At 68.4% G+C, this 23,759-nt stretch carries 18 protein-coding genes and 1 pseudogene; 10 read left to right on the top strand and 9 right to left on the bottom strand.

Annotated elements, in window-relative coordinates; genetic code table 11:
- Positions 1–616: 616 nt before the first annotated feature.
- The 3 genes from AC069I_RS20205 to AC069I_RS20215 all read left to right on the top strand — a co-directional run bounded on the left by AC069I_RS20205 (position 617) and on the right by AC069I_RS20215 (position 6,518).
- A complete protein-coding gene (locus AC069I_RS20205; RefSeq protein ID WP_034309248.1) occupies positions 617–1,780 on the top strand; it encodes an ABC transporter ATP-binding protein in 1,164 nt (387 codons plus the stop codon).
- On the top strand, positions 1,780–2,664 hold the full coding sequence (locus AC069I_RS20210) for an ABC-2 transporter permease (RefSeq protein WP_478226339.1): 885 nt from the start codon (positions 1,780–1,782) through the stop codon (positions 2,662–2,664). Before AC069I_RS20205 ends, AC069I_RS20210 begins: the two co-directional genes overlap by 1 nt.
- 131 nt (positions 2,665–2,795) lie before the next feature.
- Positions 2,796–6,518, top strand: a complete 3,723-nt coding sequence (locus tag AC069I_RS20215; protein ID WP_478266179.1) for an ABC transporter ATP-binding protein — start codon at positions 2,796–2,798, stop codon at positions 6,516–6,518.
- A 367-nt stretch (positions 6,519–6,885) separates the two neighbouring features.
- Here the strand turns inward: AC069I_RS20215 and AC069I_RS20220 are convergent, their stop codons facing one another.
- Both AC069I_RS20220 and AC069I_RS20225 read right to left on the bottom strand, forming a co-directional pair.
- Entirely contained in the window at positions 6,886–8,169 is a 1,284-nt protein-coding gene (locus AC069I_RS20220) for an IS701 family transposase (protein WP_478266180.1), read from the bottom strand.
- Positions 8,170–8,403: 234 nt separating this feature from the next.
- Entirely contained in the window at positions 8,404–8,715 is a 312-nt protein-coding gene (locus tag AC069I_RS20225; RefSeq protein ID WP_478226337.1) for a hypothetical protein, read from the bottom strand.
- A gap of 75 nt (positions 8,716–8,790) precedes the next feature.
- On the opposite strand from AC069I_RS20225, the gene AC069I_RS20230 reads away from it, so the two are divergent.
- The gene (locus AC069I_RS20230; RefSeq protein WP_478266181.1) at positions 8,791–9,360 is read left to right on the top strand and encodes a DUF4291 domain-containing protein; all 570 of its coding nucleotides are present in this window, start codon (positions 8,791–8,793) and stop codon (positions 9,358–9,360) included.
- On the opposite strand, the gene AC069I_RS20235 is transcribed toward AC069I_RS20230, so the two are convergent.
- Positions 9,357–9,623, bottom strand: a complete 267-nt coding sequence (locus tag AC069I_RS20235; protein ID WP_478235223.1) for a hypothetical protein — start codon at positions 9,621–9,623, stop codon at positions 9,357–9,359. The genes AC069I_RS20230 and AC069I_RS20235 overlap by 4 nt on opposite strands.
- A 361-nt stretch (positions 9,624–9,984) precedes the next feature.
- On the opposite strand from AC069I_RS20235, the gene AC069I_RS20240 reads away from it, so the two are divergent.
- A complete protein-coding gene (locus AC069I_RS20240; protein WP_478266182.1) occupies positions 9,985–13,713 on the top strand; it encodes a multifunctional oxoglutarate decarboxylase/oxoglutarate dehydrogenase thiamine pyrophosphate-binding subunit/dihydrolipoyllysine-residue succinyltransferase subunit in 3,729 nt (1,242 codons plus the stop codon).
- A gap of 126 nt (positions 13,714–13,839) precedes the next feature.
- Positions 13,840–14,628: an SMP-30/gluconolactonase/LRE family protein gene (locus AC069I_RS20245; RefSeq protein ID WP_478235222.1), complete on the top strand. Its 789-nt coding sequence runs from the start codon at positions 13,840–13,842 to the stop codon at positions 14,626–14,628.
- Here the strand turns inward: AC069I_RS20245 and AC069I_RS20250 are convergent.
- Complete coding sequence (locus tag AC069I_RS20250) at positions 14,625–15,341, bottom strand: hypothetical protein (RefSeq protein ID WP_478226332.1); 717 nt, start codon at positions 15,339–15,341, stop codon at positions 14,625–14,627. The genes AC069I_RS20245 and AC069I_RS20250 overlap by 4 nt on opposite strands.
- A gap of 132 nt (positions 15,342–15,473) precedes the next feature.
- Positions 15,474–17,039: a S8 family peptidase gene (locus AC069I_RS20255; protein WP_478226331.1), complete on the bottom strand. Its 1,566-nt coding sequence runs from the start codon at positions 17,037–17,039 to the stop codon at positions 15,474–15,476.
- A 393-nt stretch (positions 17,040–17,432) separates the two neighbouring features.
- Between AC069I_RS20255 and AC069I_RS20260 the strand changes: the two genes are divergently transcribed.
- Positions 17,433–17,948 (top strand): GNAT family N-acetyltransferase, encoded by a 516-nt coding sequence (locus AC069I_RS20260; protein WP_478226330.1) that lies wholly within the window; start codon positions 17,433–17,435, stop codon positions 17,946–17,948.
- A 78-nt stretch (positions 17,949–18,026) separates the two neighbouring features.
- Here the strand turns inward: AC069I_RS20260 and AC069I_RS20265 are convergent, their stop codons facing one another.
- The 4 genes from AC069I_RS20265 to AC069I_RS20280 are packed head-to-tail and all read right to left on the bottom strand — an operon-like array spanning position 18,027 to position 21,380.
- On the bottom strand, positions 18,027–18,926 hold the full coding sequence (locus AC069I_RS20265) for an ABC transporter substrate-binding protein (protein ID WP_478226329.1): 900 nt from the start codon (positions 18,924–18,926) through the stop codon (positions 18,027–18,029).
- Positions 18,923–19,612, bottom strand: a complete 690-nt coding sequence (locus AC069I_RS20270) for an ABC transporter permease (RefSeq protein WP_478266183.1) — start codon at positions 19,610–19,612, stop codon at positions 18,923–18,925. Before AC069I_RS20270 ends, AC069I_RS20265 begins: the two co-directional genes overlap by 4 nt.
- Entirely contained in the window at positions 19,609–20,292 is a 684-nt protein-coding gene (locus tag AC069I_RS20275) for an ABC transporter permease (RefSeq protein WP_340687187.1), read from the bottom strand. Before AC069I_RS20275 ends, AC069I_RS20270 begins: the two co-directional genes overlap by 4 nt.
- On the bottom strand, positions 20,292–21,380 hold the full coding sequence (locus tag AC069I_RS20280) for an ABC transporter ATP-binding protein (protein WP_478266184.1): 1,089 nt from the start codon (positions 21,378–21,380) through the stop codon (positions 20,292–20,294). Before AC069I_RS20280 ends, AC069I_RS20275 begins: the two co-directional genes overlap by 1 nt.
- A gap of 182 nt (positions 21,381–21,562) precedes the next feature.
- On the opposite strand from AC069I_RS20280, the gene AC069I_RS20285 reads away from it, so the two are divergent.
- From AC069I_RS20285 to AC069I_RS20295, 3 genes and pseudogenes are all read left to right on the top strand, one after another.
- Positions 21,563–22,966 (top strand): bis-aminopropyl spermidine synthase family protein, encoded by a 1,404-nt coding sequence (locus AC069I_RS20285; protein ID WP_478226326.1) that lies wholly within the window; start codon positions 21,563–21,565, stop codon positions 22,964–22,966.
- A gap of 120 nt (positions 22,967–23,086) precedes the next feature.
- A complete protein-coding gene (locus AC069I_RS20290; RefSeq protein WP_478266243.1) occupies positions 23,087–23,359 on the top strand; it encodes a hypothetical protein in 273 nt (90 codons plus the stop codon).
- Position 23,360: 1 nt separating this feature from the next.
- Positions 23,361–23,726: pseudogene (locus AC069I_RS20295) on the top strand (septum formation family protein); the annotation flags it as partial.
- Between the last annotated feature and the right edge of the window lie 33 nt (positions 23,727–23,759).

Genomic DNA, 23,759 nt, shown 5'->3' on the forward strand with positions numbered 1-23,759 from the left:
CGGGCGTCGGTGGCTTCGAGGCCGAACGAGGAAGTCCCCAATGCGACATTGGAGACACTGAGCGTCTCCGATGTGGCATTGGGGACACCGAACGAGCCACCGGCACACCCGTAGCTCTCTCACCTGGCCAGGGCGCCCCGCGCCCTAGGCCGACCCACCCGCCAACCGCCGCCGACCGCACCGCGGGGGTCCGGGGGGGGCTCGGCCCCCCGGGTGATACGACAAAGCCCCACCTTCGGGAAGACGCGCCAACGTCGACCGAAGTGGGGCAAAGGGGCTGAGGGCGGCCCGCTCGACCAGCCTGGGGGTCACTGGGAGCGGGCCGCCTCCTCCATCGTAGGCAATAAGTCGCCGTCGCGCTGCATGGGGTTGCCATGTCTTCCGAATTATTTGTTCACCGCCCCTCTTCATGGTCGGTGATTTTCCATGCTTGGCGGCGCATAACCGGTAGTCAGCGGCCATTCGGCGCAGCGACGGGTGCGCCGGAGGACCGAGTCGTCACCGTGCCGAACGTGACGAAGGTCGCTTTCGGCGGATTGACCCCTTCCTCGGGTGCGAACTCACCCCGTGAGGCAGGATGTCGCGTGATCGGCCTTCGTCAACAAAAGGGGACGGTATGCACGACGGCAGTGGCCGCATCGCGGTGCAGAACCTGAGCAAGCAGTTCGGTGCGGTCAACGCGGTCCAGAATCTGAGCTTCACGGTGGAGCCGGGTTCGGTGACCGGCTTCCTGGGGCCCAACGGGGCCGGGAAGACCACGACGCTGAGGATGCTGCTCGGGCTGGTGACGCCCACGAACGGCACGGCGACCATCAACGGGCGCCCGCACGACCAGCTGGGGAATCCGGCGCGGGTCGTCGGTTCGGTGCTGGAGAACGAGGGTTTCCACCCGGGACGCACGGCGCGGAATCACCTGCGCGTGTACTCGGCGGCGATCGGGATGCCGGATCAGCGGGTGGACGAGGTCCTGGGGCTGGTGGGTCTTTCGTCGGCGGCGGACCGCAAGGCGGGCGGGTTCTCGCTCGGTATGCGGCAGCGGCTGGCGCTGGCGACGGCGTTGCTGGGGAATCCGCAGGTGCTGGTGCTGGACGAGCCGACGAACGGGCTCGATCCCGAAGGCATCCTGTGGCTTCGGAACTTCCTGCGCGCGTACGCGCGTGAGGGGCGCACGGTGCTGGTCTCGAGCCACCTTCTGAACGAGGTGGAGCAGACGATCGACCAGGTCGTGATCATCAGCCAGGGCATGACGCGCTACAACGGCTCGCTGGACCAGTTGCGCAAGAGCAACCAGTCCCGGGTGCTGGTGCAGTCCGCCGACGCGAACGGCCTCGTCGCCGCGTTGCAGGAGGCGGGGATCACGCAGGTCTCGCCGATGCCGGACGGCCGGGTCGCGGTGTCCGGCGCGACGGTGCAGCAGATCGGTGACATCTCGGCCAAGGCGAGCATCGCGGTCTACGGCATGCAGGAGGAGACGGCGGATCTGGAGCGGATGTTCTTCCAGCTGACGCAGGGTCAGTACGCCGCGCCGCCGCCCGGTTTCCAGCAGGGCCCGCCGCCGGGCTACCAGGGTCCGCCTCCGGGATATCAGGGCCCGCCGCCCGGTTATCAGGGGCCGCCTCCCGGCTACGCGCCGCAGAACACGCCGCCGCCCGGTTTCGCGCCTCCGCAGCAGTTCCAGCAGCAGGGCCAGCCGCCGCAGCAACCGCAGTACCAGCAGGCGCCGCCTCAGCAGCAGGCGCAGCAGCAGGGCCAGAACGAGGGCTGGGGAGGCCAGGGCTGATGGGCAACCTGATCAAGGCGGAGTTCCGCAAGACGCTCACGCTCAAGGCGTGGTGGGCGCTGATGATCCCCGCGGTGGTCTTCGCTTTCGCGTTCGCCCTGTTCTGGGGCATGGTCACCAACGACTTCAGCGACTTCCTCGGCCGCTCCGACACCCGTGAGCTGACCGAGGCGCTCGGCATCTCGACCGGCGAACTGCCCGTCGGCCTGCTCGCCCTCGGGCACGGCATCAACATCGGCACGATGATCCCGATCATCTTCGGTGTCTTCGCCCTCGCCGGCGAGTACACGAAGAAGACGATCACCACGACGTTCCTCACCGCCCCGAACCGGGTTTCGGCGTTGAGCGCGAAGATGATCACCTACATCGCCTGGGGTGCGATCTACGGTGTGATCATCGTGGGCGCGGCGAGCCTCGGCACCGTGATCACGGTCGACAGCGCGCGCCTGCCGACGGCGGGCCAGTGGCTGGGCGTGCTCGGCGCGGGTGTCCTCGCGACGATCCTGGCGACCTTGTTCGGCATCGGGGTCGGCGCGGTCTGGCGCAGCGTGGTCGGCAGCATCATCACGCTGACCATCTGGATGCTGGTGGTCGAGAACGTCCTGGTGTTCGTCATGTTCGGCGCCGCCGACATCACGTGGCTGGGCGGGGTCCTGCCGAACGGCACGGTCAACGGCATCGTGGGCGCCATCGGCGCCGAGGCGTTCGGCGCCGCCGGCGTGAAGGTGCCCGGCCTGCAGGACGAGACCGCGTGGGCGCTGCAGTACGCGGCCGGTGCGCCCGGCGCGTTCTCGTGGTGGGCCTCGGCGCTGATCTTCTTCGGCTGGACGATGATCTTCTTCCTGGCCGGCTGGGCCGTGAACCAGAAGAAGGACATCACGTAGGTCACAGCTGCCTCACCCAACCGCTATGAAAGGTCCTTTCCTTGCAAATTTCGCAAGGAAAGGACCTTTCATGGCGTTCGGCCCTGCGCGAACCGGCCGGTCCTGTCGGTGCGGACGCATAGGCTTGCGGGGTGACCACTGCTCCACCTCGTCCGCGTCAAGCCAGTCCGGCTCGTGAGACCGCCCCCGCGCCCACCGGAGGCTGGATCCGCCGCCTGGCCGCTTCGTGCTGGAAACATCCTTGGCTCGTCGTGCTCTCGCTGGGCGCGGCGATCATCGGCGTCGGGCTGCAGGCCGCCGGTCCGCTGCTGATCCGCGAGGCGCTGGACGACGCCGTCGCGGGCGACACCTCCCGGCTCGGCCTGCTCGCCGCGGTGATGGCGGTGCTGCAGGTGCTGACCTTCGGCAACGCCTTCGCCCGCCGGTACGTCGGCGGGCGGCTGGCCCTCGATGTCCAGCATGATCTGCGCCGCCAGGTGTTCAACGCGGTCTCCCGGCTCGACGGCGGCAAACAGGACGCGCTGCGCACCGGCCAGGTCGCCTCCCGCGCGATCTCGGATCTGCAGCTGGTCACGTCGGTCCTGATGCAGGTGCCGCTTTCGGCGGGTTCGGTGATCTTCGCGCTGCTGTCGCTCGGCGCGATGCTGTGGATGTCGCCGACGCTGACCCTGATCGCGATGGTGGTCGCCCCCGCGATCGCGATCATCATGGCGGTGAGCCGGAAGCGGCTCTTCCCGGCGACGTGGGCGGCCCAGCAGCGCGCGGCCGACGTCGCGCAGCAGGTCGAGGAGACCGTCACCGGCGTACGCGTCGTGAAGGGCTTCGGCCAGGAGGCGCGCGAAGTCGCGAAGCTGGAGAAGACGGCGAAGAAGCTCTTCGCGGAACGCATGCGCGCGGCCCGGCTCTCGTCGTTGCCGACGGCCACGACGGCCGCGCTCCCCGCGGCGGGTCAGGTCGCGGTACTGGCGGTCGGCGGCATCCTCGCGTTGAAGGGTGAAGTCAGCCTCGGCACCTTCCTGGCGTTCGCGACCTATCTGTCCATCCTGATCGGCCCGGCACGGATGATCTCGAGCCTCGTCGTGCAGGCCCAGCTGACCAGGGCGGGCGCGGAACGGGTCAACGAACTGATCGACGCGCAGCCGGACGTAGTCGACAGCCCGGACGCGCGGCCGCTGCCCGAAGGACCGCTCGGCGTCCGGCTGGAGGACGTCTCCTTCGGCTACACGCGGTCGGATCCCGTCCTCGACGGTCTCACCCTGGAGGCCCGGCCGGGCGAGACGCTCGCGCTGGTCGGCACGGCCGGTTCCGGCAAGTCGACGATCTCCTTGCTGCTCCCCCGGTTCTACGACGTGCACAGCGGCTCGGTCCAGGTCGGCGACCTCGACGTCCGCGAGGTCCGGCAGCGAGAACTGCGCAGCGTCATCGGCGTGGTCTTCGAGGAGGCGTTCCTCTTCTCCTCGTCGGTACGAGACAACATCGCCTACGGCAGGCCGGACGCGAGCGACGAGGAGATCCGCGCGGCCGCGCGGGCGGCGGAGGCGGACGAGTTCATCCAGCGCCTCCCCGACGGCTACGACACCCTCGTCGGCGAGCGCGGCCTCACGCTTTCGGGCGGCCAGCGACAGCGGCTCGGCCTCGCCAGGGCGCTGATGACCGATCCGCGCGTGCTGGTCCTCGACGACGCGACCTCCGCCATCGACACGGTCACCGAGGCCGCGATCCACGACACGCTGCGGTCGGTCACCGCGAGCCGGACGACACTGCTGATCGCGCACCGCCGCTCCACCCTCGCCCTCGCCGACCGGATCGCCGTGCTCGACAAGGGCCGCGTCGTCGACGTCGGCACCGAGGAGGAGCTGCTCGCGCGCTGTCCGCTGTTCCGCGAACTCGTCGCGGGCCCGGGTGACGACGTCGAGGAGCCACATCGCTGCGAAGGCCTGGACTGCGGCCCCTCGGGAATCACCCCGGCGCTGTGGCCGGAGCAGGACAAGGCCGACGAGCTGCCGGGTGAGCGAAAGGGCACCGGCGGCGAATGGGACGTCGACCTGCCGCCCAGCCCCGAACTCGTCGAAGGCGTCCGGAAACTGCCGCCCGCCACCGACGTCCCGCGCCTGCCGGGCACCGATGTCACCACGCCCGAACCGAAGTTCCGCCTCGGCCGGCTGCTGAAACCGGTACGCGGCCCGCTGGCCGTGGTGATCGGACTGGTCGCGGCGGACGCGCTGGCCACCATCGCGATGCCCGCGCTCTACCAGCACGGCATCGACAACGGGGTGCGCGCCGGGGCGGAGGCGGTGATCTGGCTGGCCGCCGTCATCGGCGCGCTGGTGATCCTCACGGACTGGCTGGTGGTCTACCTCCAGACCAGGATGACCGCGCGGGTCGGCGAGACGGTGCTGTATTCGCTGCGCGTCCGCAGTTACGCCCATCTGCAACGGCTCGGGCTCGACTTCTACGAACGCGAACTGTCCGGGAAGATCATGACCCGGATGACGACCGACGTCGACGCGCTCTCGACGTTCCTGCAGACCGGCGTCGCGCAGGCCGTGGTGAGCGCGCTGACACTGGTCGGGATCGCGGCGGCGCTGATGATCACCGACATCGGGCTGGCGACGTACGCGCTCGCGGTGCTGCCGATCCTCATCGTGGCGACGGTGATCTTCCGCCGGGCGTCGTCCAAGGCGTATACCGAAGCCCGGGAACGGGTCAGTGTCGTCAACGCGGACATGCAGGAGAACGTGAACGGGCTGCGGGTCGCGCAGGCGTACACCCGCGAGGAGCGGACGGCGGAGAAGTTCGCTTCACGCAGCGACGAGTACCGGCGTTCACGGCTGCGGGCCCAGCGCTATGTCGCGACGTACTTTCCTTTCGCTGCAATGCTTTCCGGACTGGCCGAGGTGGTCGTGCTGATCGTCGGCGCGAACCGGGTGGCGGCGGGCACGCTGTCGGCCGGTGTGCTGGTGGCGTTCCTGTTGTACCTGGGTCAGTTCTTCTCGCCGATCCAGCAGCTGTCCTCGGTGTTCGACGGCTACCAGCAGGCGCGGGTCGGCCTGACGCGCATCGGCGATCTGCTGCGCACGCCGACCTCCGTTCCGGCGGCGGAAAACCCGGTCCCGGTCCCGGAGCGGCTGCGTGGTGAAGTCTCCTTCAAGGACGTCGATTTCGCTTACACCGCAACGGATGAGCCCGCGCTGAAGGAACTGACGCTGGAGGTCGCACCCGGGGAGACAGTCGCCCTGGTCGGTGCGACTGGCGCCGGGAAGTCGACGGCGGTGAAGCTCGTCGCGCGCTTCTACGACGCGACAGGCGGCGTGGTCCGGATCGACGGCACGGACATCCGCGAGTACGACCTGGCCGCACTGCGCACGAGGATGGGCGTGGTACCGCAGGAAGCGCATCTGTTCTCGGGAACTGTGGCGGACAATGTCCGCTACGGCAGGCCTTCCGCGACGGACGCGGAGGTCGAGGAAGCGGTACGGTCGGTCGGCGCGCTCGACGGCGTCGCCGCGCTCCCTGCCGGTTTCCATCAGCCCGTCGGCGAACGCGGACGGTCTCTTTCGGCGGGACAACGGCAACTCGTCGCCCTCGCCCGCGCCGAACTCGTGGATCCGGACGTCCTCCTGCTCGACGAGGCGACCGCGGCCCTCGACCCGTCCACCGAAGCCGCCGTCCTGCGCGCGACGGAGCAGCTCGCGCGCCGCCGCACGACCTTCGTGGTCGCGCACCGCCTCGCCACCGCCGCCAAGGCGGACCGGATCGTGGTGCTGGACCACGGCCGGATCATCGAACAGGGCACGCACGCGGAACTGCTCGCGGCGGACGGTCACTACGCGCGCCTTTGGTCCTTGGGCTGACCAGCTTTCGTGAGTGGTGGCGGTTTCGCGTGACTGGATGGACGACACACGTGATCGGGCGGACGACTCGTGGCGGAACCCCGGCCGCGATCGTGTCGTCCGTCCAGTCACGCGTGTCGTCCACCGGATCACGTGTGTCGTCCGGTCAGTCACGTGACATCGCCGGTTCTGGGCCTCGTGAGTGGTAAGGACGGTTAGAGCCAACGGTGTCTTGCGTACCTACCGGAGGTGGCTGCCGGTCGGTCGCGGGTCCGTGAAGGCCTCCTTCCCTACGCTCAAGGTAGGGAAGGAGGCCTTCACGGACACCAGAACGCCGGCAACGGCACGTTCAGGCTGGCCCAGGTCCCCTCGTGAGTGGTAAGGACGGCTAGTACTCCAGCTGTAGATCGTGATCTTGGTGTCGTCGCTGGTAGTGGCTTGTTTTGGCTCGGTGCTGGTGTCGGCGTCGCCATTGCGACCAGCCCAGGGTGTCGATGGTGGTGTAGGCCGGTTCGATGACGAGTTTGCTGTAGAGGTGCCTGATCTCGTTGCGTGTCAACGAGATCAGGCCCGGGGTGGTGTCGGCGCGGGCGTGAGCGCTGACGATGGCGAGGAAGGCGTGCGCGAGCATGACCAGGGTGGTCCAGCGATACCAGGAGGTCCAGGTCCTCACCTGGTGCTGGTCGAGGCCGGTGAGTTCTTTGCCGGTCTGGAAGGTTTCCTCGATGGTCCAGCGGCGCCCCGCGATCCGGGCGAGCTCGGGCAGCGACGCCGGATGCGGGCTGTAGCAGCGGTAGAACGCGGTCTCGCCGGTCCGCCGGTTCCGGCGCATCAAGACCCAGTGATGCCCGGATTTCCCGGCCGGGTTCAGTCGGATCCGTGTCCAGAGGTAGTAGCGATGTCCTTTCGCGCCGGGCCCGGCGGAGAGTTTCTGCCACGCTCGTTTCGGGAGCCGGCCGGCCAGCTCGTCGACGCGGACGTTGCCGTCCGGGCCGGGAACACGGTGGTCGCAGGCCACGGCCAGCACATAGGCCTGTTCCCGGGTCTCGAGCGGATCCCGCAGCCCAGCGCCGTCTTTGCCGTAGGCCTCATCCCCGGTCACCCATTTCGCGGGCGTGCCCGCGTCCAACGCACGGATGATCATCGACAAGGCCAGCGCCGACTTCGTGGCGAACCCGGTTCCGGCCGGGACACCCGCGCGTTCCCGCCGCCCCGGGTCCCGCGACCAGCTCGCCGGGAGGTAGAGCTCCCGATCGATCAGCGTGTGCCCACGCCGCGCCGAATAGGTGAGAAACACCGACATCTGCGAATTCTCGATCCGCCCCGCCGTGCCGGTGTACTGCCGCTGCACCCCGACCGTCTCGGTGCCTTTCTTCAGATCCCCGGTCTCGTCGATGACCAGCACCGCATCCGAATCGGCGAGGTGCTCCAGCACCCAGCCACGCAGGTCATCACGGACGCCGTCGGCATCCCAGCTCGCCCGCGACAGCAGATGCTGCATCCCGTCCGGGGTCCGTTCCCCGACCCGCTCGGCGATCGTCCAGCAATTCACCCGCGACAACCCCGACAACAGGCCCGCCACGAACCGGCCCGCCCGCCGACGCGGCTCCACCCGCGCGAACCGGCCCGCAACACGACCTAAACCCTCACCCAGCAACGCCTGCCACCGCACAACGTCTACGCTGATAGCCGCGGCCACCACACGATCTTGAGTTGTCCTCACAAACACCCATGATCACTACGGTGGCCGCACCCATCTCAGCGGGTCAACCAGCACCATCACGATCTACAGCTGGAGTACTAGAACCGTCCTTACCACTCACGACATCCGCCCCCGCTCACCAGGAACGCGGCTCCGGCGGAGGGTGTCGCGAGCGGCAATTCGGGTTCCAGCCCGAAACGCCGTTCACGCGGCGGAGAGATCCAGCTGGAATTGCGCCCCCGGAGCCGACGGCTCCCACCCTCGCGCCAGCGCCAGCCGGATCGCCCGTTCGACATCCGAAGGCAGCACGGCCTTCGACGGCACCCCCATGTAGTTCACCGGATGCGCGTGATCCGTCCGGACCACCAGAACGGCACCCCGCGCGTCCTCCAATTCCACCCCGTACGAAAGGAAATATCCGCCGTCCTGTGCGTAGGTGGGCTTCCGCCGGACGATCCACCGATAAGCGGTCTCGTCGACCACGATCCGTCGCGAACCCTTGCGCAGCAATGCCATGCGTTCAGCATGACCCGACGGGCAAGGGAATTTCGGTCGCGCGCCGACACCGGCGTCTGCCACGCTGCACGGGAAATGAACGAAGAGATCCCGGCGCGGCAGATCCGCGCCGTGCACACCGAGACCACCATCCGCGTCTATCAGGCGTACTCGCCGGCCATCGCCGACGCCGCACTGGAGGCGGGCACTTTCGTGCCGCCGTTCAAACGCGAACGCATGACCTGGATCAAGCCGTCCTTCCTCTGGATGGCGTACCGCTGCGGCTGGGCCGCGAAGCCCGGCCAAGAGCGCGTACTCGCCCTCGACATCACCCGCGAGGGTTTCGCGTGGGCGCTCGAACACGCGGCGCTCAGCCACTTCGACCCCGACGTCCACCCCGACCTGAAGACGTGGCAGGACGAGGTCAGGGCCAGCCCGGTCCGTATCCAGTGGGATCCGGAACGCAGCATCCGGCTCGGTACCCTGAAGCACCGTTCGCTCCAGATGGGCCTGAGCGGCGAAGCCGTCGATCGCTATGTCGACAAATGGATCACGGTGGTCACCGACGTCACCCCGGTCATGCGCGAGGTCGGCGCCCTGGTCGCGACGAACCGCATCGAAGACGCCGAAGCGCTGCTACCCGCGGAGCGTCCGTACCCCGGCTAAGGCCGCCACTCGAGGCCGCTCATCCCGGCGACCTCGAGGTCCTGAGCCGAAGCCCAGCGGACGGTCCCCGGCCGGACATGCACCCCGGCCGTCACCGTCCAGTCCGGCTCGTCGGGCTCGACGTGCTCCATCTCCTTGAAGTCGGCGAGCGTCGGCCAGACCGCCGAGCACGAGTCGCACATCAGCACGACCTTGCCGGACTCGGTGACCAGCGGGCGCACACGCCCCTCGTCCCAGAACGACGGGCACTCGTCCAGCCACATCGGCTGCCACCACCTCGCGGACGATCGGCGGCCGGCACGACACCGGCCGCATCCTCCACCCAGGGAAACCCCCTGACGTGAACTCCAGGCTGTCCGGGCACGACGTCCCAGCCAACCTTTGCCGACGGGACAGTGACCTGACCAGCACGGACGGTGAAAACGAGAGCAAAGGTCCCTTGCTCCCCAGCAGGACGCGGACGGGGCCGATTTTCGGTCTCTTGATCGAGACAGTGACCCATCACCTAGTGCGCCACGCCTCACACAGGCCAGTTCCATCACACGGCCGCGACCGAGGGGGTTAGCCTGGTAGGCGCATCAGCGGTGTTCAAGATCTCGAGACGGATAGAGGCGAGTCCAAGCCGTGTCCAGCAGCAGCCCTGCGTCACAATTCGGCCCCAACGAGTGGGTCGTCGAGGAAATGTACGACCAGTTCCTTGCCGACCCCAGCTCAGTCGATGCCGCCTGGCACGACTTCTTCGCGGACTTCAAGCCAACGCAGGACGCGCAGGCGAAGGCTGACGACGCACGTCAGACCTCTGCGGAGACCGCGAAGGGGAGCCCGGACACCAACGGCCAGGCCGCCAAGCCGACGCCGCAAACGGTCCGCAACGCCGAGTCCACCGCGAAGCAGACCGCCCCGGCGAAGGCTGCGCCGAAGACGGCCCCGAAGACCGAGGCGAAGGCGGCGGCACCCAAGGCCGCGCCCAAGGCGGCTGAGAAGGCCCCCGCCGAGAAGGACGCCGAGCCGGAGTCGAAGCAGCTCCGCGGCGCCGCGGCGGCGATCGCGAAGAACATGGACGCCTCGCTGTCCGTGCCGACGGCCACGAGTGTGCGCGCGGTCCCGGCGAAGCTGATGGCCGACAACCGCATCGTCATCAACAACCACCTCAAGCGCACGCGCGGCGGCAAGATCTCCTTCACGCACCTCATCGGGTACGCGATGGTCCGCGCGCTGAAGAACTTCCCGAACATGAACCGGCACTACCAGCTGATCGACGGGAAGCCGTTCGCGGTCACGCCGGAGCACGTGAACTTCGGTCTCGCGATCGACATGAAGGGCAAGGAAGGCGCCCGCACGCTCGTCGTGGCCTCCATCAAGGCCACCGAGAACATGACCTTCATGCAGTTCTGGCAGGCCTACGAGGAGATCGTCAAGAAGGCCCGCAACGGCAAGCTGACCGCCGACGACTTCGCCGGCACCACGATCTCGCTGACCAACCCCGGCGGCATCGGCACCAACCACTCGGTGCCGCGCCTGCAGGCGGGCCAGGGCGCGATCATCGGCGTCGGCGCCATGCAGTACCCGGCGCACTTCGAGGGCACCAGCGAGAAGGCCCTGGTCGACCTCGGCGTCTCCAAGATCATGACGCTGACCTCGACCTACGACCACCGCATCATCCAGGGCGCGGAGTCGGGCGAGTTCCTCAAGCGCATCCACGAGCTGCTGCTCGGCGAAGACGGCTTCTACGACGACGTCTTCACCAGCCTGCGCCTGCCCTACGAGCCGATCCGCTGGGTCGCCGACATCCCGGACGGCCCGGTCGACAAGACCGCGCGCGTGATCGAGCTGATCGACGCCTTCCGCATGCGCGGTCACCTGATGGCCGACACCGACCCGCTGAACTACCGGCAGCGCAGCCACGCCGACCTCGACGTCCTCTCCCATGGCCTGACCCTGTGGGACCTGGACCGCGAGTTCCCGGTCGGCGGCTTCGCCGGCCAGGAGCGGATGAAGCTGCGCGACATCCTCGGCGTGCTGCGCAACTCGTACTGCCGCACCGTCGGCATCGAGTACACGCACATCCTCGACCCCGAGGAGCGCCGCTGGATCCAGGACCGCGTCGAGATCCCGCACGAGAAGCCGGACCCCGCAGTCCAGAAGTACGTGCTCTCGAAGCTCAACGCCGCCGAGGCGTTCGAGACCTTCCTGCAGACCAAGTACGTCGGCCAGAAGCGGTTCTCCCTCGAAGGCGGCGAGACGGCGATCCCGCTGCTCGACACGCTGCTGGACAAGGCCGCCGAGCACGAACTCGACGAGGTCGTCATCGGCATGCCGCACCGCGGCCGCCTGAACGTGCTCGCGAACATCGTCGGCAAGCCGATCGCGCAGATCTTCCAGGAGTTCGAGGGCAACCTCGACCCGGGCCAGGCGCACGGTTCCGGTGACGTGAAGTACCACCTCGGCGCCGAGGGCAAGTACTTCCGCATGTTCGGCGACGGCGAGACCAAGGTGTCGCTGACCGCGAACCCGTCGCACCTGGAGACCGTCGACCCGGTCCTCGAGGGCATCGTCCGCGCGAAGCAGGACATCCTCGACAAGGGTGACAGTGACACAGGGGGCTTCACTGTGTTGCCTGTCCTGATGCACGGCGACGCGGCCTTCGCGGGCCAGGGTGTCGTGGCCGAGACGCTGAACCTCGCGCTGCTGCGCGGGTACCGCACCGGCGGCACCGTGCACGTCATCGTCAACAACCAGGTCGGCTTCACCACCGCGCCCGAGCACTCTCGTTCGAGCCAGTACGCCACCGACGTCGCCAAGATGATCGGCTCGCCGATCTTCCACGTGAACGGCGACGACCCCGAGGCCGCGCACTGGGTGGCCAAGCTGGCCGTCGACTACCGCCAGGCGTTCCACAAGGACGTCGTGATCGACCTGATCTGCTACCGCCGCCGCGGCCACAACGAGGGCGACGACCCCTCGATGACGCAGCCGGCGATGTACGACATCATCGACACGAAGCGTTCGGTCCGGAAGACCTACACCGAATCGCTGATCGGCCGCGGCGACATCTCCGTCGACGAGGCCGAAGCCGCGTTGCGCGACTTCTCCAGCCAGCTGGAGCACGTGTTCAACGAGGTCCGCGAGCTGGAGAAGCACCCGGCGAAGGCCAGCCCCTCGGTCGAGGAGGAGCAGCAGGTCCCGGCGAAGGTGCCCACGGCGACCACCACCGAGGTCATCGAGCACATCGGCGACGCGTTCCTCAACGTGCCCGAGGGCTTCACCCCGCACCCGCGGGTCAAGCCGGTCATGGAACGCCGCCACAAGATGTCCCGTGAGGGCGGCATCGACTGGGCGTTCGGTGAGCTGCTCGCCTTCGGTTCGCTGGCCATGGAAGGCCGCCTGGTGCGGCTGTCCGGCCAGGACTCCCGCCGCGGCACCTTCACCCAGCGCCACTCGGTGCTGATCGACCGCAAGACCGGCCAGGAGTACTCGCCGCTGCAGAACCTGGCCGACGGCCAGGGCCGCGTGATGATCTACGACTCGGCGCTGTCCGAGTACGCGGCGGTCGGCTTCGAATACGGCTACTCCGTGGCCAACTCCGAAGCGCTGGTCATGTGGGAAGCGCAGTTCGGTGACTTCGTCAACGGGGCGCAGACCGTCATCGACGAGTACATCTCCTCCGGCGAGGCCAAGTGGGGCCAGCTCTCCGACGTCGTGCTGCTGCTGCCGCACGGCCACGAAGGCCAGGGCCCGGACCACACCTCCGGCCGTATCGAGCGCTTCCTCTCGCTGTGCGCCGAAGGCTCGATGACCGTCTCGGTGCCGTCCACGCCGGCGAACTACTTCCACCTGCTCCGCCGTCACGCCCTCGACGGGGTCAACCGGCCGCTGGTGGTCTTCACCCCCAAGTCGATGCTGCGCAACAAGGCGGCGACCTCGGCGGTCGAGGACTTCACCGGCCAGTCGAAGTTCATGTCGGTCATCGACGACGCCGACGTCGACCCGTCGAAGGTGCGCAAGGTCCTGCTGACCTCCGGCAAGCTGTACTGGGAGCTGGTGGCCGAGCGCGCCAAGCGCGAGGCGAACGACATCGCGATCGTGCGGGTCGAGCAGTACTACCCGTTACCGAAGAAGAAGCTGCTGGCGGCGCTCGAGCGCTACAACGGCGCTCCCGCGGTCTGGGTCCAGGAGGAGCCGGAGAACCAGGGTGCGTGGCCGTTCTTCGGCCTGAACCTGCCGCGGAAACTCCCGGAGGTGTTCTCCAGCCTGGACGTCGTGTCGCGTCGTCCGATGGCGGCGCCGTCGGCCGGTTCGTCCAAGGTGCACGAGGTCGAGCAGAAGGCGCTGATCGCGCGGGCCTTCGACTGATCGCCTAGAAGTCCGTGAAGGCCTCCTTCCCTACTCTCAAGGTAGGGAAGGAGGCCTTCACGGCGTTGGGGTGTCGAAAACGGTGAGGCCCGTTCGTGTAGTGGGCAAACGACCGAAGGAGACACCATGAAGACCCTGCTCGACGGCCTCAAGCTCCCCGAATCCGCCCGCTGGCACGACGGCCGCCTCTGGCTGGCGAACTGGGGCGGCGGTCAGATCCTCGCGGTCACGCCCGGCGGTGAGAGCGAACTGATCGCGAACGTGCCGACCGCGATGCCGATCACCTTCGACTGGCTCCCCGACGGCCGCCTTCTCATCGTCGACGGCCCGAACGCTCGCCTGCTCAACGCGGACCTGAGCACCTACGCGGATCTGAGCCCGGTCGCCTCCCTCTGGAACGAGGTCGTGGTCGACGGCCGCGGCAACGCCTTCGTCAACGGGATGAACGACTTCCAGGCGCCGGGCGCCATCGCCGTCGTCACCCCCGACGGCGAGATGCGCCAGGTCGCCGACGGCATCCTGTTCGGCAACGGCATGGCCGTCACGCCCGACGACGCGACGCTGATCGTCGCCGAGTCGTACGGCAGCAGGCTCACCGCGTTCGACATCGCCGAGGACGGCTCGCTGTCCGGCAGGCGGGTATGGGCCGAGCTCGGCGGCGACCACCCGGACGGCATCTGCCTCGATGCCGACGGCGCCGTCTGGTACGCGGACGTGGCGGGCAAGCACTGCGTCCGCGTCCGCGAAGGAGGCGAAGTGCTTCAGAAGGTCGAAGCCGACCGAGGCTGTTTCTCCTGCACGCTCGGCGGCGAGGACGGGCGTTCGCTCTACGTCCTCGCCGCGGAGTGGCACGGCTGGGAGAACCCGTTCGGCGACGGGCCGACCGGGCAGGTCCAGGTCACCGAAATCGGCTAACCGATCGCCTCGGAGGTCGCCTTCGCGACCTTCAAGGCGTTCTCCTTGCACAGCGTCTGGTCGAGCGGTTTGGACGGGTCGGCGCCGCTCACGATGATCTGCGCTTCGACGTTGCCTTGGTAGAGCTTGATCGAGCACTGCCCATCGGACCGGATGTCGTTATAGCCGGCCTTCGTCGCCTTGGCGAGGGTGGGGATCACTTCGCCGCCGTCCCGCATGGCATTGTCGTAGCCCGCTTTGGCCCAGTCCTCGCCGGCACCCGTGCCCGATTCCTTCGACTTCGCCAGGTACATGGTCACCGAAGCCGACGGAGCCCCGTATTCGCGCCAGGAACACGACGACGCGGTGTAGATGATGTCGTTGTTCGAGGTGCTCGCCGGCTCCTCGCCCTTCGGGGTTTCGAGCGGCGGCAGGTTCCTCACCCCGGTCCCGATCTTCTGGCAGGTGGGCAGCTTGGAGTACTTGTCCGGCGGACCGGTCTTCTTGGACGACGTCGGCGCCGCGGTCGACGACGAACCGGAGTCGGACAGCAGCAGGAAGGCCGCGACCCCGCCACCGCCGAGCAGCACGACCGCGCCGATGACGAGGCCGACGATGAGCCCGGTGTTCGACTTCTTGGGCGGCGGGCCGTATCCGGGCGGCGGATACCCCGGATATCCCTGCGGCGGATACGGCTGCTGAGGTCCCTGCTGATAGGGCGGTCCGGGCTGCATGCGGAGAGGTTAAAGCCTCGCGAAGGTCCTTAGTGGACGAACGCCGCAACTGGGCGCCGAATCACTCTCCGGAGACGGGAAGGCCCCCTTCCCAGCAGGAGGAAGGGGGCCTTCACGTACTCCAGGGGTGGATCAGACGGTCAGCGACCAGCTGTTGAGCGTGCCGGTGTCGATCCGGTAGACGTCCTGGACCTTCAGCTTCCAGGCACCGTTCGCGGCCTCGCTCGAGACGTTGGCGGTGTAGGTGGTGTTGATGTTGTCGGACGAGTCGTTGCTCGAACCCTTCAGGCGGTAGGAGCTGCCGTCCGGCGCGACCAGGTCGATGACGAGGTCACCGACGTAGGTGTGCGTGATGTTCACCGCGACCTTGGTGGTGGCCGAGGCGTTGCGGGCGCAGTTCGCGACGGTGATCGTGCTGGTCACCGCGGCACCGGCGTCGGGGATGGCGACGACGCCGCTGTTGGTCTGCGTGCCACAGGGGGTCGGCTCGGGGTCGGGGCCACCGCCGGCGCCGGTGTAGAGCAGCACGTTCGGCGACCCGGTGCCCGGGTTGGTCACCTTGTCCTTGGTGCCGTTGGCGACCAGCGCGTCACGGACCTGCTTCGGCGTGGCCGTCGGGTTGGCGGAGGCGTACAGGGCCGCCGCGCCCACGACGTGCGGGGTCGCCATCGAGGTACCGCTGATGGTGTTGGTGCCGTTGTTCAGCCACGTCGACGTGATGCCGCTGCCCGGCGCGAAGATGTCGAGGCAGGTGCCGATGTTGGAGAAGCTCGACCGCGCGTCCGTGTTCGTCGTCGAGCCGACGGTGATCGCTTCCGGCGTGCGGGCGGGCGAGGTGTTGCAGGCGTTGGCACCGGTGTCGTTACCGGCCGCGAGACCGTAGGTGATGCCTGCCGCGATCGACCGCTGGACGGCCTGGTCGAGGGTCGTCGAAGCGCCACCACCGAGGCTCATGTTCGCGACGGCGGGCTTGACGGCGTTCGCGGTCACCCAGTCGACACCGGCGATGACGCCGGCGGTCGTCCCGGAACCGGAGCAGTTCAGCACGCGGACGGCGACGAGCTTGACCCCCTTGGCCAGACCGTGCGCGGTACCGCCGATGGTGCCGGCGACGTGGGTGCCGTGGCCCTGGCAGTCCGTGGCGTTGTTGTCGTTGTCGACCGTGTCACGGCCATGGGTCGCGCGCCCGCCGAAGTCCGGGTGCGTGGTGAGGATGCCGGTGTCGATGACGTACGCGGTGACGTTCGACGCCGTGGTGCTGTAGCTGTACTTCTGGTTGAGCGGAAGGCTCTGCTGATCGACCCGGTCCAGGCCCCACGACGGCGGGTTCAGCTGGTCCGCCGAGATCGAGACGGTCTGGTTCTGCTCCACGTACGCGACGGCGGGGTCGGCGGCGACGCGCTTCGCCTGCTTTTCGGTCAGCGCACCGGAGAAACCACGGACCGAAGACGCGAAGGTCTTCTCGACCGTGCCGCCGTGGCGCTGGGTCACGCTCTTCGCGGTGGCTTCGACCGACGAGCCGTCCTTCAGCACGACGATGTAGCTGTCCTTGATCGCCTTGTCGCTACCCGCGTTGACGATCGAACCCTCGGCCGCCGACGCGACGGTGGTGCCGCCCAGCGCCGTCAGCACGGCGACGGCCGCGGCCACACCGAAGGCGGGCAGTCGTCTCTTCAAGGTTCCCAGGGAATTGTTCAAGATATTCCTCCCAGGCAGGGTCGACCCACGGGCATGACGAAGCCCGCCGGATCGTTGGGGTGACTCAGAGGTGAAGCGCGTTCCACTTAGGAGCGCAGGCTGAGACTAAGTCGCGGTTTCACCCCAAGGAAGACCTTGCATTACGGACATCCCGGTAGTAATGGACGTCGCGTCGACGCAGCTCGGGCACCGTTCAGCCCCCGCCTTTAGTCGCGTTTTACCGCCGTACGGCCCACGAAGAATTGGGGATCCGCACATCTGGTGGTCGTTTTCCGTCCCCTCGGCCGTTTCAACGCCGTGGAAGTACACACGGATGGCCGCCTACTAAAGTCGCGACCTCGCGGCGCGGAAATCGATTTCCATCCTACCTTCGGATGGAGCACACTCGGGCGCATGCTGCTCCGACAGGAAACCCCGGCCGACCGCGAGGCGATCCACGCCGTCCATCTGGCCGCGTTCGAGAAACTCAGTGTCCCGGTGGTCGAGGCGAAACTCGTCGACGAACTGCGGGAGGACGGTGACCTGATCGGCGCACTGTCCATCGTGGCCGAACGCGACAGGGAGGTCGTCGGGCACGTCTGCTGCAGCCCGGCCAAACTCGGCTCCGACGAGAAGTCCACGGTCGGTCTCGGCCCGCTCGGAGTCCTGCCCCGGCATCACGCTTCCGGCGTCGGCTCCGCGCTCGTGCACGCCGTGCTCGGCGCGGCGGACGCGCTCGGTTACGGCGCCGTGGTCCTGCTGGGCGACCCGAACTACTACTCCCGCTTCGGCTTCGTGCTCGCCTCGCGGCACGGGATCACGCCGCCGGTCGCGGAATGGGCGCCGCACTTCCAGGTCCGCACCCTGCGCGCGTACACGCCCGGTCTCCAGGGCGAGTTCCGCTACTCACCCGCCTTCGACCGCCTCTAGCCCTCCTCCCGCGTTTAGTCCTCTGAATGCGGTAGTTGCACACGCAAGGACCGCGTTCAGAGGACGAAATGCATGGGGTCAGGCGGGCGCGAGGAGGTTGTTCCGGCGCAGGAACTCCTCGGCGACGTCGAGCGGGTTGCGCTTCTCCTCGCTGAACTGGACGTTCAACTCGGTCAGCTCGTCGGTCGTGAGCACCGCCGAAACCCGGTTCAACGCGTCGACCTCCTTCGGCGACAACGTCCCCTTCGCGACAAGCGGCACGATGTTCTGCGCGGGGAACATGTTCTTGTCGTCCACCAGCGGGACGAACCCGTTCGCGGCGATCGACGACGACGTGCTGAACAGATCCGCGACCTGGATGTCACCCGACTTCAGCGCGGCGACCGTGACCGGGCCGCCGGTGTCGGTCGTGCGGATCTCGGCGAACTCGCAGCCGTAGAGCGCCTTGATCTTGTCCTTCCAGCGGCTGCTCCACTGGCCGGGACCGCCGAACACGAATTCCCCGCACCGCTTGCCCAGATCGGAGAACGTCCGGATCCCGGAATCGGCGAGTTCCTTGCGCACCACCAGCAGATCCTTGTCCTCCGCGGGCGCTTGTTCGAGGACCTCGAACCCGGAAGGCAGCTTCTGTTTCAGCTGCGCGTAGACGTCCCGCGGTGTGGTCGCCTGCGTGTCCTTGTCGAAGTAGCGCAACAGGTTGCCGCTGTAGTCCGGCACCACCGAAAGCGATTTGTCCTGCAGGGCCTTGACGACGACCTCGCGGCTGCCGACGGGCGGGCGCACGGTCACGTTCTCGGCGCCCGCGTTGCGCAGCGCGCCCGCGTAGATCTGGGCCAGCAGAAGGCTTTCCCCGACGTCGGACGCGCCGATGATGATGTCGCCGGTCGCCCCGCCCTCGGCGCCTCCGGCGAGCGGGTTGCCACAGCCCGCAGCGAGCAAAGCGATACCGGCGAACAGAGCCGCCACCCTCCGCCTCATGCCTTCGCCTTCTTCCCGCTCGCGGCCTGCGCCAGCCGAACTCCCTTGGGCACCAGCACTCGCTGGACACCCGCCAGCGCGAGGTCGAGCACGACCGCGAGCAACGTCGTCAACACCGCGCCCGCGACCACCTGCGGATAGTCCAAAATGGCCAGTCCGTCGAGCAGGAACCGGCCGAGCCCGCCGAGCCCGACGTAGGCGGCCACGGCGGCCGTCGCCACCAGTTGCAGCACCGAGTTCCGCACCCCGCCGAGCACCAGCGGCAGCGAGATGGGCACCTCGACCTTCCACAACCGTTGCCAGCCGGTCATTCCGATGCCCTGCGCCGCGTCGACCACGCCGTGGTCGGTCGCCTGGAGACCCGCGTACGTCCCGGCGAGGATCGGCGGGATGGCGAGTACCACGAGCCCGATGATCGTCGAGAGCTCGCTTTCGGTGAAGAGCAGGAACAGGAAGGTCACCAGCCCCAGCGTCGGCAACGCGCGGATCGCGTTGCCGCCACTCACCAGCAGCACCGCGCCGCGGCCCGTGTGCCCCACGTAGAGCCCGAGCGGGATCGCGATGAACAGGGCGAAGACCAGTGCCAGCGCCGTGAAGCCGAGATGCTGCAACAGCCGGGCCGGGACGCCGTCCGCGCCCTGCCAGTGGGCCGGGTCGCCGAACCAGTTCAGGACGTCGCCGATCATTTCGCCCCCGCCTTGGTCGCCACCCGGTCCCAGGGTGTGAGGAGATTGCGGAGCTGGACCAGCACCAGGTCCACGATCAGCGCGAGCAGCAGGGTCGCGACGATCCCGACGACGATCGGCGAGAAGTACTCGCGCTGGAAACCGTCGGTGAACAACACGCCGAGCCCGCCTGTGCCGATCAGCGCGCCGACACTGACCAGGCTGATGTTGCTGACCGAAGCCACCCGGACGCCCGCCGCGAGCACCGGCACCGAAAGCGGCAGCTCGACGGCGAGGAAGCGGCGCGCGGGTTTGTAGCCGATCGCCGTGGCCGCGGCGACGACGTGCGGCGGGACGGCGTCGAGCGCGTCCAGCACCGGGCGCACGAGCAGGGCGGCGGTGTAGACGGTGAGCGCGACGATGACGTTGACGCTGTCGAGGATCTTCGAACCGATGATGCCCGGGATCACCACGAACAGGGCGAGTGACGGGATCGTGTACAGCAGGTTCGACACCACGAGCAGTACGTTGCACACGGCCCGGTAGCGATGGCCGAGCCAACCCGCCAGCACCGCGATCACCAGGCCCAGCGCCAGCGGGACCAGCGAAAGGTAGATGTGGTCGAGCAGGTCGCCGAAGAACTGCGACCGGTTGTTGGCGCTGCCCAGGTAGCGGCCGAGCTCCGCGAAGAAGTCCCCCATCAGGAACTCAGCGACGGCGCTTCGATCACCTCGAGGACTTGCCGGGCTCTGACCACGCCGAGGACCTTCTGGTCGGCGTCGACCACGACACCGAGGCTCGCGGGCGACGAAAGCGCGGCGTCGAGCGCGCCCCGGATCGGCGCACCCTGGACGTACAGGGATCCGCCCGCGACGAGATCGGTCTCCGCGAGTTCACCGTCCACAGTGGACCCAGGACGCAGCCAGCCGCGAGGCTGGCCCTCGGCGTTGACCGCGACCTGCCAGTCGTCGGACGGCTCGGGGGCGGGCTTGCCGACCTCGACCCGCTTGACCTCTTCGACGACGATCCCGTCCGCCGACAGGAAGGACAGCCCGCGGTAGCCGCGATCCTTGCCCACGAAGGACGCGACGAAGTCGTCGACGGGATGACGCAACACGTCCGAAGGCGTGCCGTACTGCGCGAGCACCCCGCCGACGCGGAGCACCGCGATCTTGTCGCCCAGCCGCACGGCCTCGTCGATGTCGTGGGTGACGAAGACGATCGTCTTCCCCAGCTGCGATTGAAGACGCAACAACTCGTCCTGCAGTTCCTCGCGGACGATCGGGTCGACGGCGGAGAACGGCTCGTCCATCAGCAGCACCGGCGAATCCGCCGCGAGCGCCCTGGCGACGCCGACGCGCTGCTGCTGGCCACCGGAAAGCTGTGCGGGGTACCGCTTCCCGAGCTCCGCGGGCAGGCCGACGGTTTCGAGCAGCTCGGCCGCGCGCTTGCGTGCCTTGCCCTTGTCCCAGCCGGACAGCAGCGGCACGGTGGCGACGTTGTCCAGCACCGTCCTGTGTGGAAAGAGGCCGGCGTGCTGGATGACGTAGCCGATGCCGCGGCGCAGCAACGCCGGGTCGCCGTCGCTGACGTCCTTGCCGTCGAGCAGCACCGTGCCCGAAGTCGGCTCCACCATCCGGTTGATCATCCGCAGCGACGTGGTCTTGCCGCAGCCGGACGGCCCGACGAAGACGGTGATGGTGCCGTCCTCCACGGTGAGGTTCAGGTCGTCGACCGCGACCGTCCCGTCCGGATACCGCTTGGTCACGCCACGGAACTCGATAGTCACGTGTCTCTCCCCATGTCTGGTCGAAAAACCGTAGCCCAGATCGGCCCTGTTGGCACGGTGTCCCAGGGGGCGGGTCACCGGCCGTGTCCTGTGCGGCACGCTCGATGGGCTCCGTGATCCAGGGCAGCCTGGGCGTGGAGACCGCGAGCGTGCCGCACAGGACACGGCCTAGGCTGCGTGGCGTGAGTTCCTCCGTCGATGACGTCCTCGCGGCGCACGGTGTCCACGTGCGACCGCTCCATCAGGTGATTTCCCTGCTCCGGACGGATTGGCGTGACCTCGGCGAACTGGTCCGGATCAGCACCGCGCCACGCCGGAGTGTCGAAGACGTCCTGAACGCGCTCGGCGACGACCTCGAGCGGAACGAGGCCCGCTTCCGGCTGACCCCCGCCGCGCGCGAGAAGTACGCGCGCTTCGAGGCACGGGACCGGAAATCCGACCCCGACCTGCTGAAGATCATCACCAGCTACGTCGAGAACGTGCCCGCGCCGCTGGCCGCGCTGGACCACGTGCAGGCGACGCCGGAAACGGTGCTGAACCGGGCGTTGTGGCTGGACGAGCGGTACGACCTCGGCACGGCGAAGCTGCTGTTCCTCGGCGACCACGACCTCACGTCACTGGCCGTGCGCGCGTTGCGGCCCGACGCGGACCTCACCGTCGTCGACCTCGACGATCGTGTTCTCGCCTACATCGACGAACTCGGCGAGCGGTCCATCCGCACCCTGCACACGGATCTGCGCGTCGGCCTCCCACCCTCGGTGACCGGGCGGATGGATCTCGTGTTCAGTGATCCGCCTTACACGCCCGAAGGAATGGGGTTGTTCGCGGCACGCGGGGTGCAGGCGCTCACCGAACCCTCGGACGGACGACTGCTGCTCGCCTACGGTTACAGCCCGCGCCATCCCGCGCTGGGCGCGCAGGTGCAGCGGGCGCTCGCGACGCTCGGGCTGACCTTCGAGGCGATCCTGCCGGACTTCAACCGGTACTTCGGCGCGCAGGCGATCGGGAGCGCGGCGGACCTCTACGTCTGCCAGCCGACCGCGAAGTCGAAGAAGAACCGCGGCGGCAAGGGGAAGGCGGCGATCTACACGCACGGCCCGCAGTCGGTGGAATCCGCCGGTGCGGCCAAGCCGTCACTGCTGGACAAGCTGCACGAGATCGCCACCGAAGGCGGGCTGGCGCTCGAGTCGCGTCCGGTCGACTGGTCCGGCTCCGGCCCGGAGGGCGACGCGGTCGCGATGGACCTTTCGGCCGACCCCGGCCCGTGGCTGCTACGGACCCTGCTGGGCACCAACGCGCGAAGGCTGGCGCTGCTGGTCCCGAACTCGCATCCCGACCTGACGAACGCCGAGGCGCAGGCCGCGCTGAACCGGCTGATCGGCGCGAAGTACAAGCTGCGGCTGTTGCGGAGCACCCCGGACAACCGGCACGCCATCGTCGTCGCGGACGCCGTCGACCACCAGGAAGAACTGCTGACCCGGGCGCACGCACGGCTCGCGAACGTCTCGCTCGACGTGCCGCCGGACCTGACGGACGCGCGGCTGATCGACCTGCCGCGGCACCGGCTGGCCGAGCTGCTCGGCTGAGCCGCGCTTCCGGCCGTTGTGTCATCGGAACTTCATGCGGTCTTTCCAGGTTCGGTCCCATGCACGGACCTCAAGGCCACGGAACGCCGATAGCACAGCCGTACAGGTTCGACCAGCGGCGTGGCGATCGCCACGCTCGTACTGGGCCTGGCCGGCTGCCTGCCGCTGCTCCCCGCGATCATCCTGGGCATCATCGCCCTCACCCAGACCGGCCCGGGAAACAGCAGGGCCGGGGGCCTGGCGATCGGCGGCCTCGCGGCCGCCGCGTTCTGGGCCATCGGCTGGGTCGCGCTGCTCGGGAACACCATGGGGGACCCGGACCGCTACACCGCGAGCCCGCCGAGCGCGAGTTGCGCGACCCCGCCGGCAGGACGCGCCGACGCACGCACCTGAAGTCGGGCGATGCTTCGATCAACCCGCGGTCAAAGGCACTTTCGCCGCCGTCGAACTCACTTCGTGCGGGAGCGCGCACGCCGCCGAAGCGATCGGGGCCTTCACTCCGGCGGACACCTCCTGGCCCGGTGCCGAAAAGCTGCGAGCGGAGGCCGTGGTTCAGTGCCAGCGGATCATGGCCAAGAACGTGGACCGTCCGCGACTCGAGGCGTCAGGTGTCCACGCCGAGCTGAGCTACCTGGGGCCCGGACGCGAGAGCTGGGAAAACGGCGTGCGCACCGTCTTCTGCACGATCTACTCGCCCGACTCACAGCTGTCCGGTTCCGTCCTCGTCCCCGGCGCCGATCTGTCCATCCCTACCGGCTGACGTGCGCAACCCCCACACGCCATGAAAGGCCCC

Source organism: Amycolatopsis sp. NPDC043885 (assembly GCF_056435685.1).

Excerpts from the sequence above, each read along its gene's own strand:
- AC069I_RS20270 (WP_478266183.1), bottom strand. The coding sequence starts at position 19,612 with ATGATCGGCGACGTCCTGAACTGGTTCGGCGACCCGGCCCACTGGCAG.
- AC069I_RS20265 (WP_478226329.1), bottom strand. The coding sequence starts at position 18,926 with ATGAGGCGGAGGGTGGCGGCTCTGTTCGCCGGTATCGCTTTGCTCGCT.
- AC069I_RS20260 (WP_478226330.1), top strand. The coding sequence starts at position 17,433 with ATGCTGCTCCGACAGGAAACCCCGGCCGACCGCGAGGCGATCCACGCC.
- AC069I_RS20275 (WP_340687187.1), bottom strand. The coding sequence starts at position 20,292 with ATGGGGGACTTCTTCGCGGAGCTCGGCCGCTACCTGGGCAGCGCCAAC.
- AC069I_RS20205 (WP_034309248.1), top strand. The coding sequence starts at position 617 with ATGCACGACGGCAGTGGCCGCATCGCGGTGCAGAACCTGAGCAAGCAG.
- AC069I_RS20230 (WP_478266181.1), top strand. The coding sequence starts at position 8,791 with ATGAACGAAGAGATCCCGGCGCGGCAGATCCGCGCCGTGCACACCGAG.
- AC069I_RS20235 (WP_478235223.1), bottom strand. The coding sequence starts at position 9,623 with ATGTGGCTGGACGAGTGCCCGTCGTTCTGGGACGAGGGGCGTGTGCGC.
- AC069I_RS20225 (WP_478226337.1), bottom strand. The coding sequence starts at position 8,715 with ATGGCATTGCTGCGCAAGGGTTCGCGACGGATCGTGGTCGACGAGACC.
- AC069I_RS20250 (WP_478226332.1), bottom strand. The coding sequence starts at position 15,341 with ATGCAGCCCGGACCGCCCTATCAGCAGGGACCTCAGCAGCCGTATCCG.
- AC069I_RS20245 (WP_478235222.1), top strand. The coding sequence starts at position 13,840 with ATGAAGACCCTGCTCGACGGCCTCAAGCTCCCCGAATCCGCCCGCTGG.
- AC069I_RS20210 (WP_478226339.1), top strand. The coding sequence starts at position 1,780 with ATGGGCAACCTGATCAAGGCGGAGTTCCGCAAGACGCTCACGCTCAAG.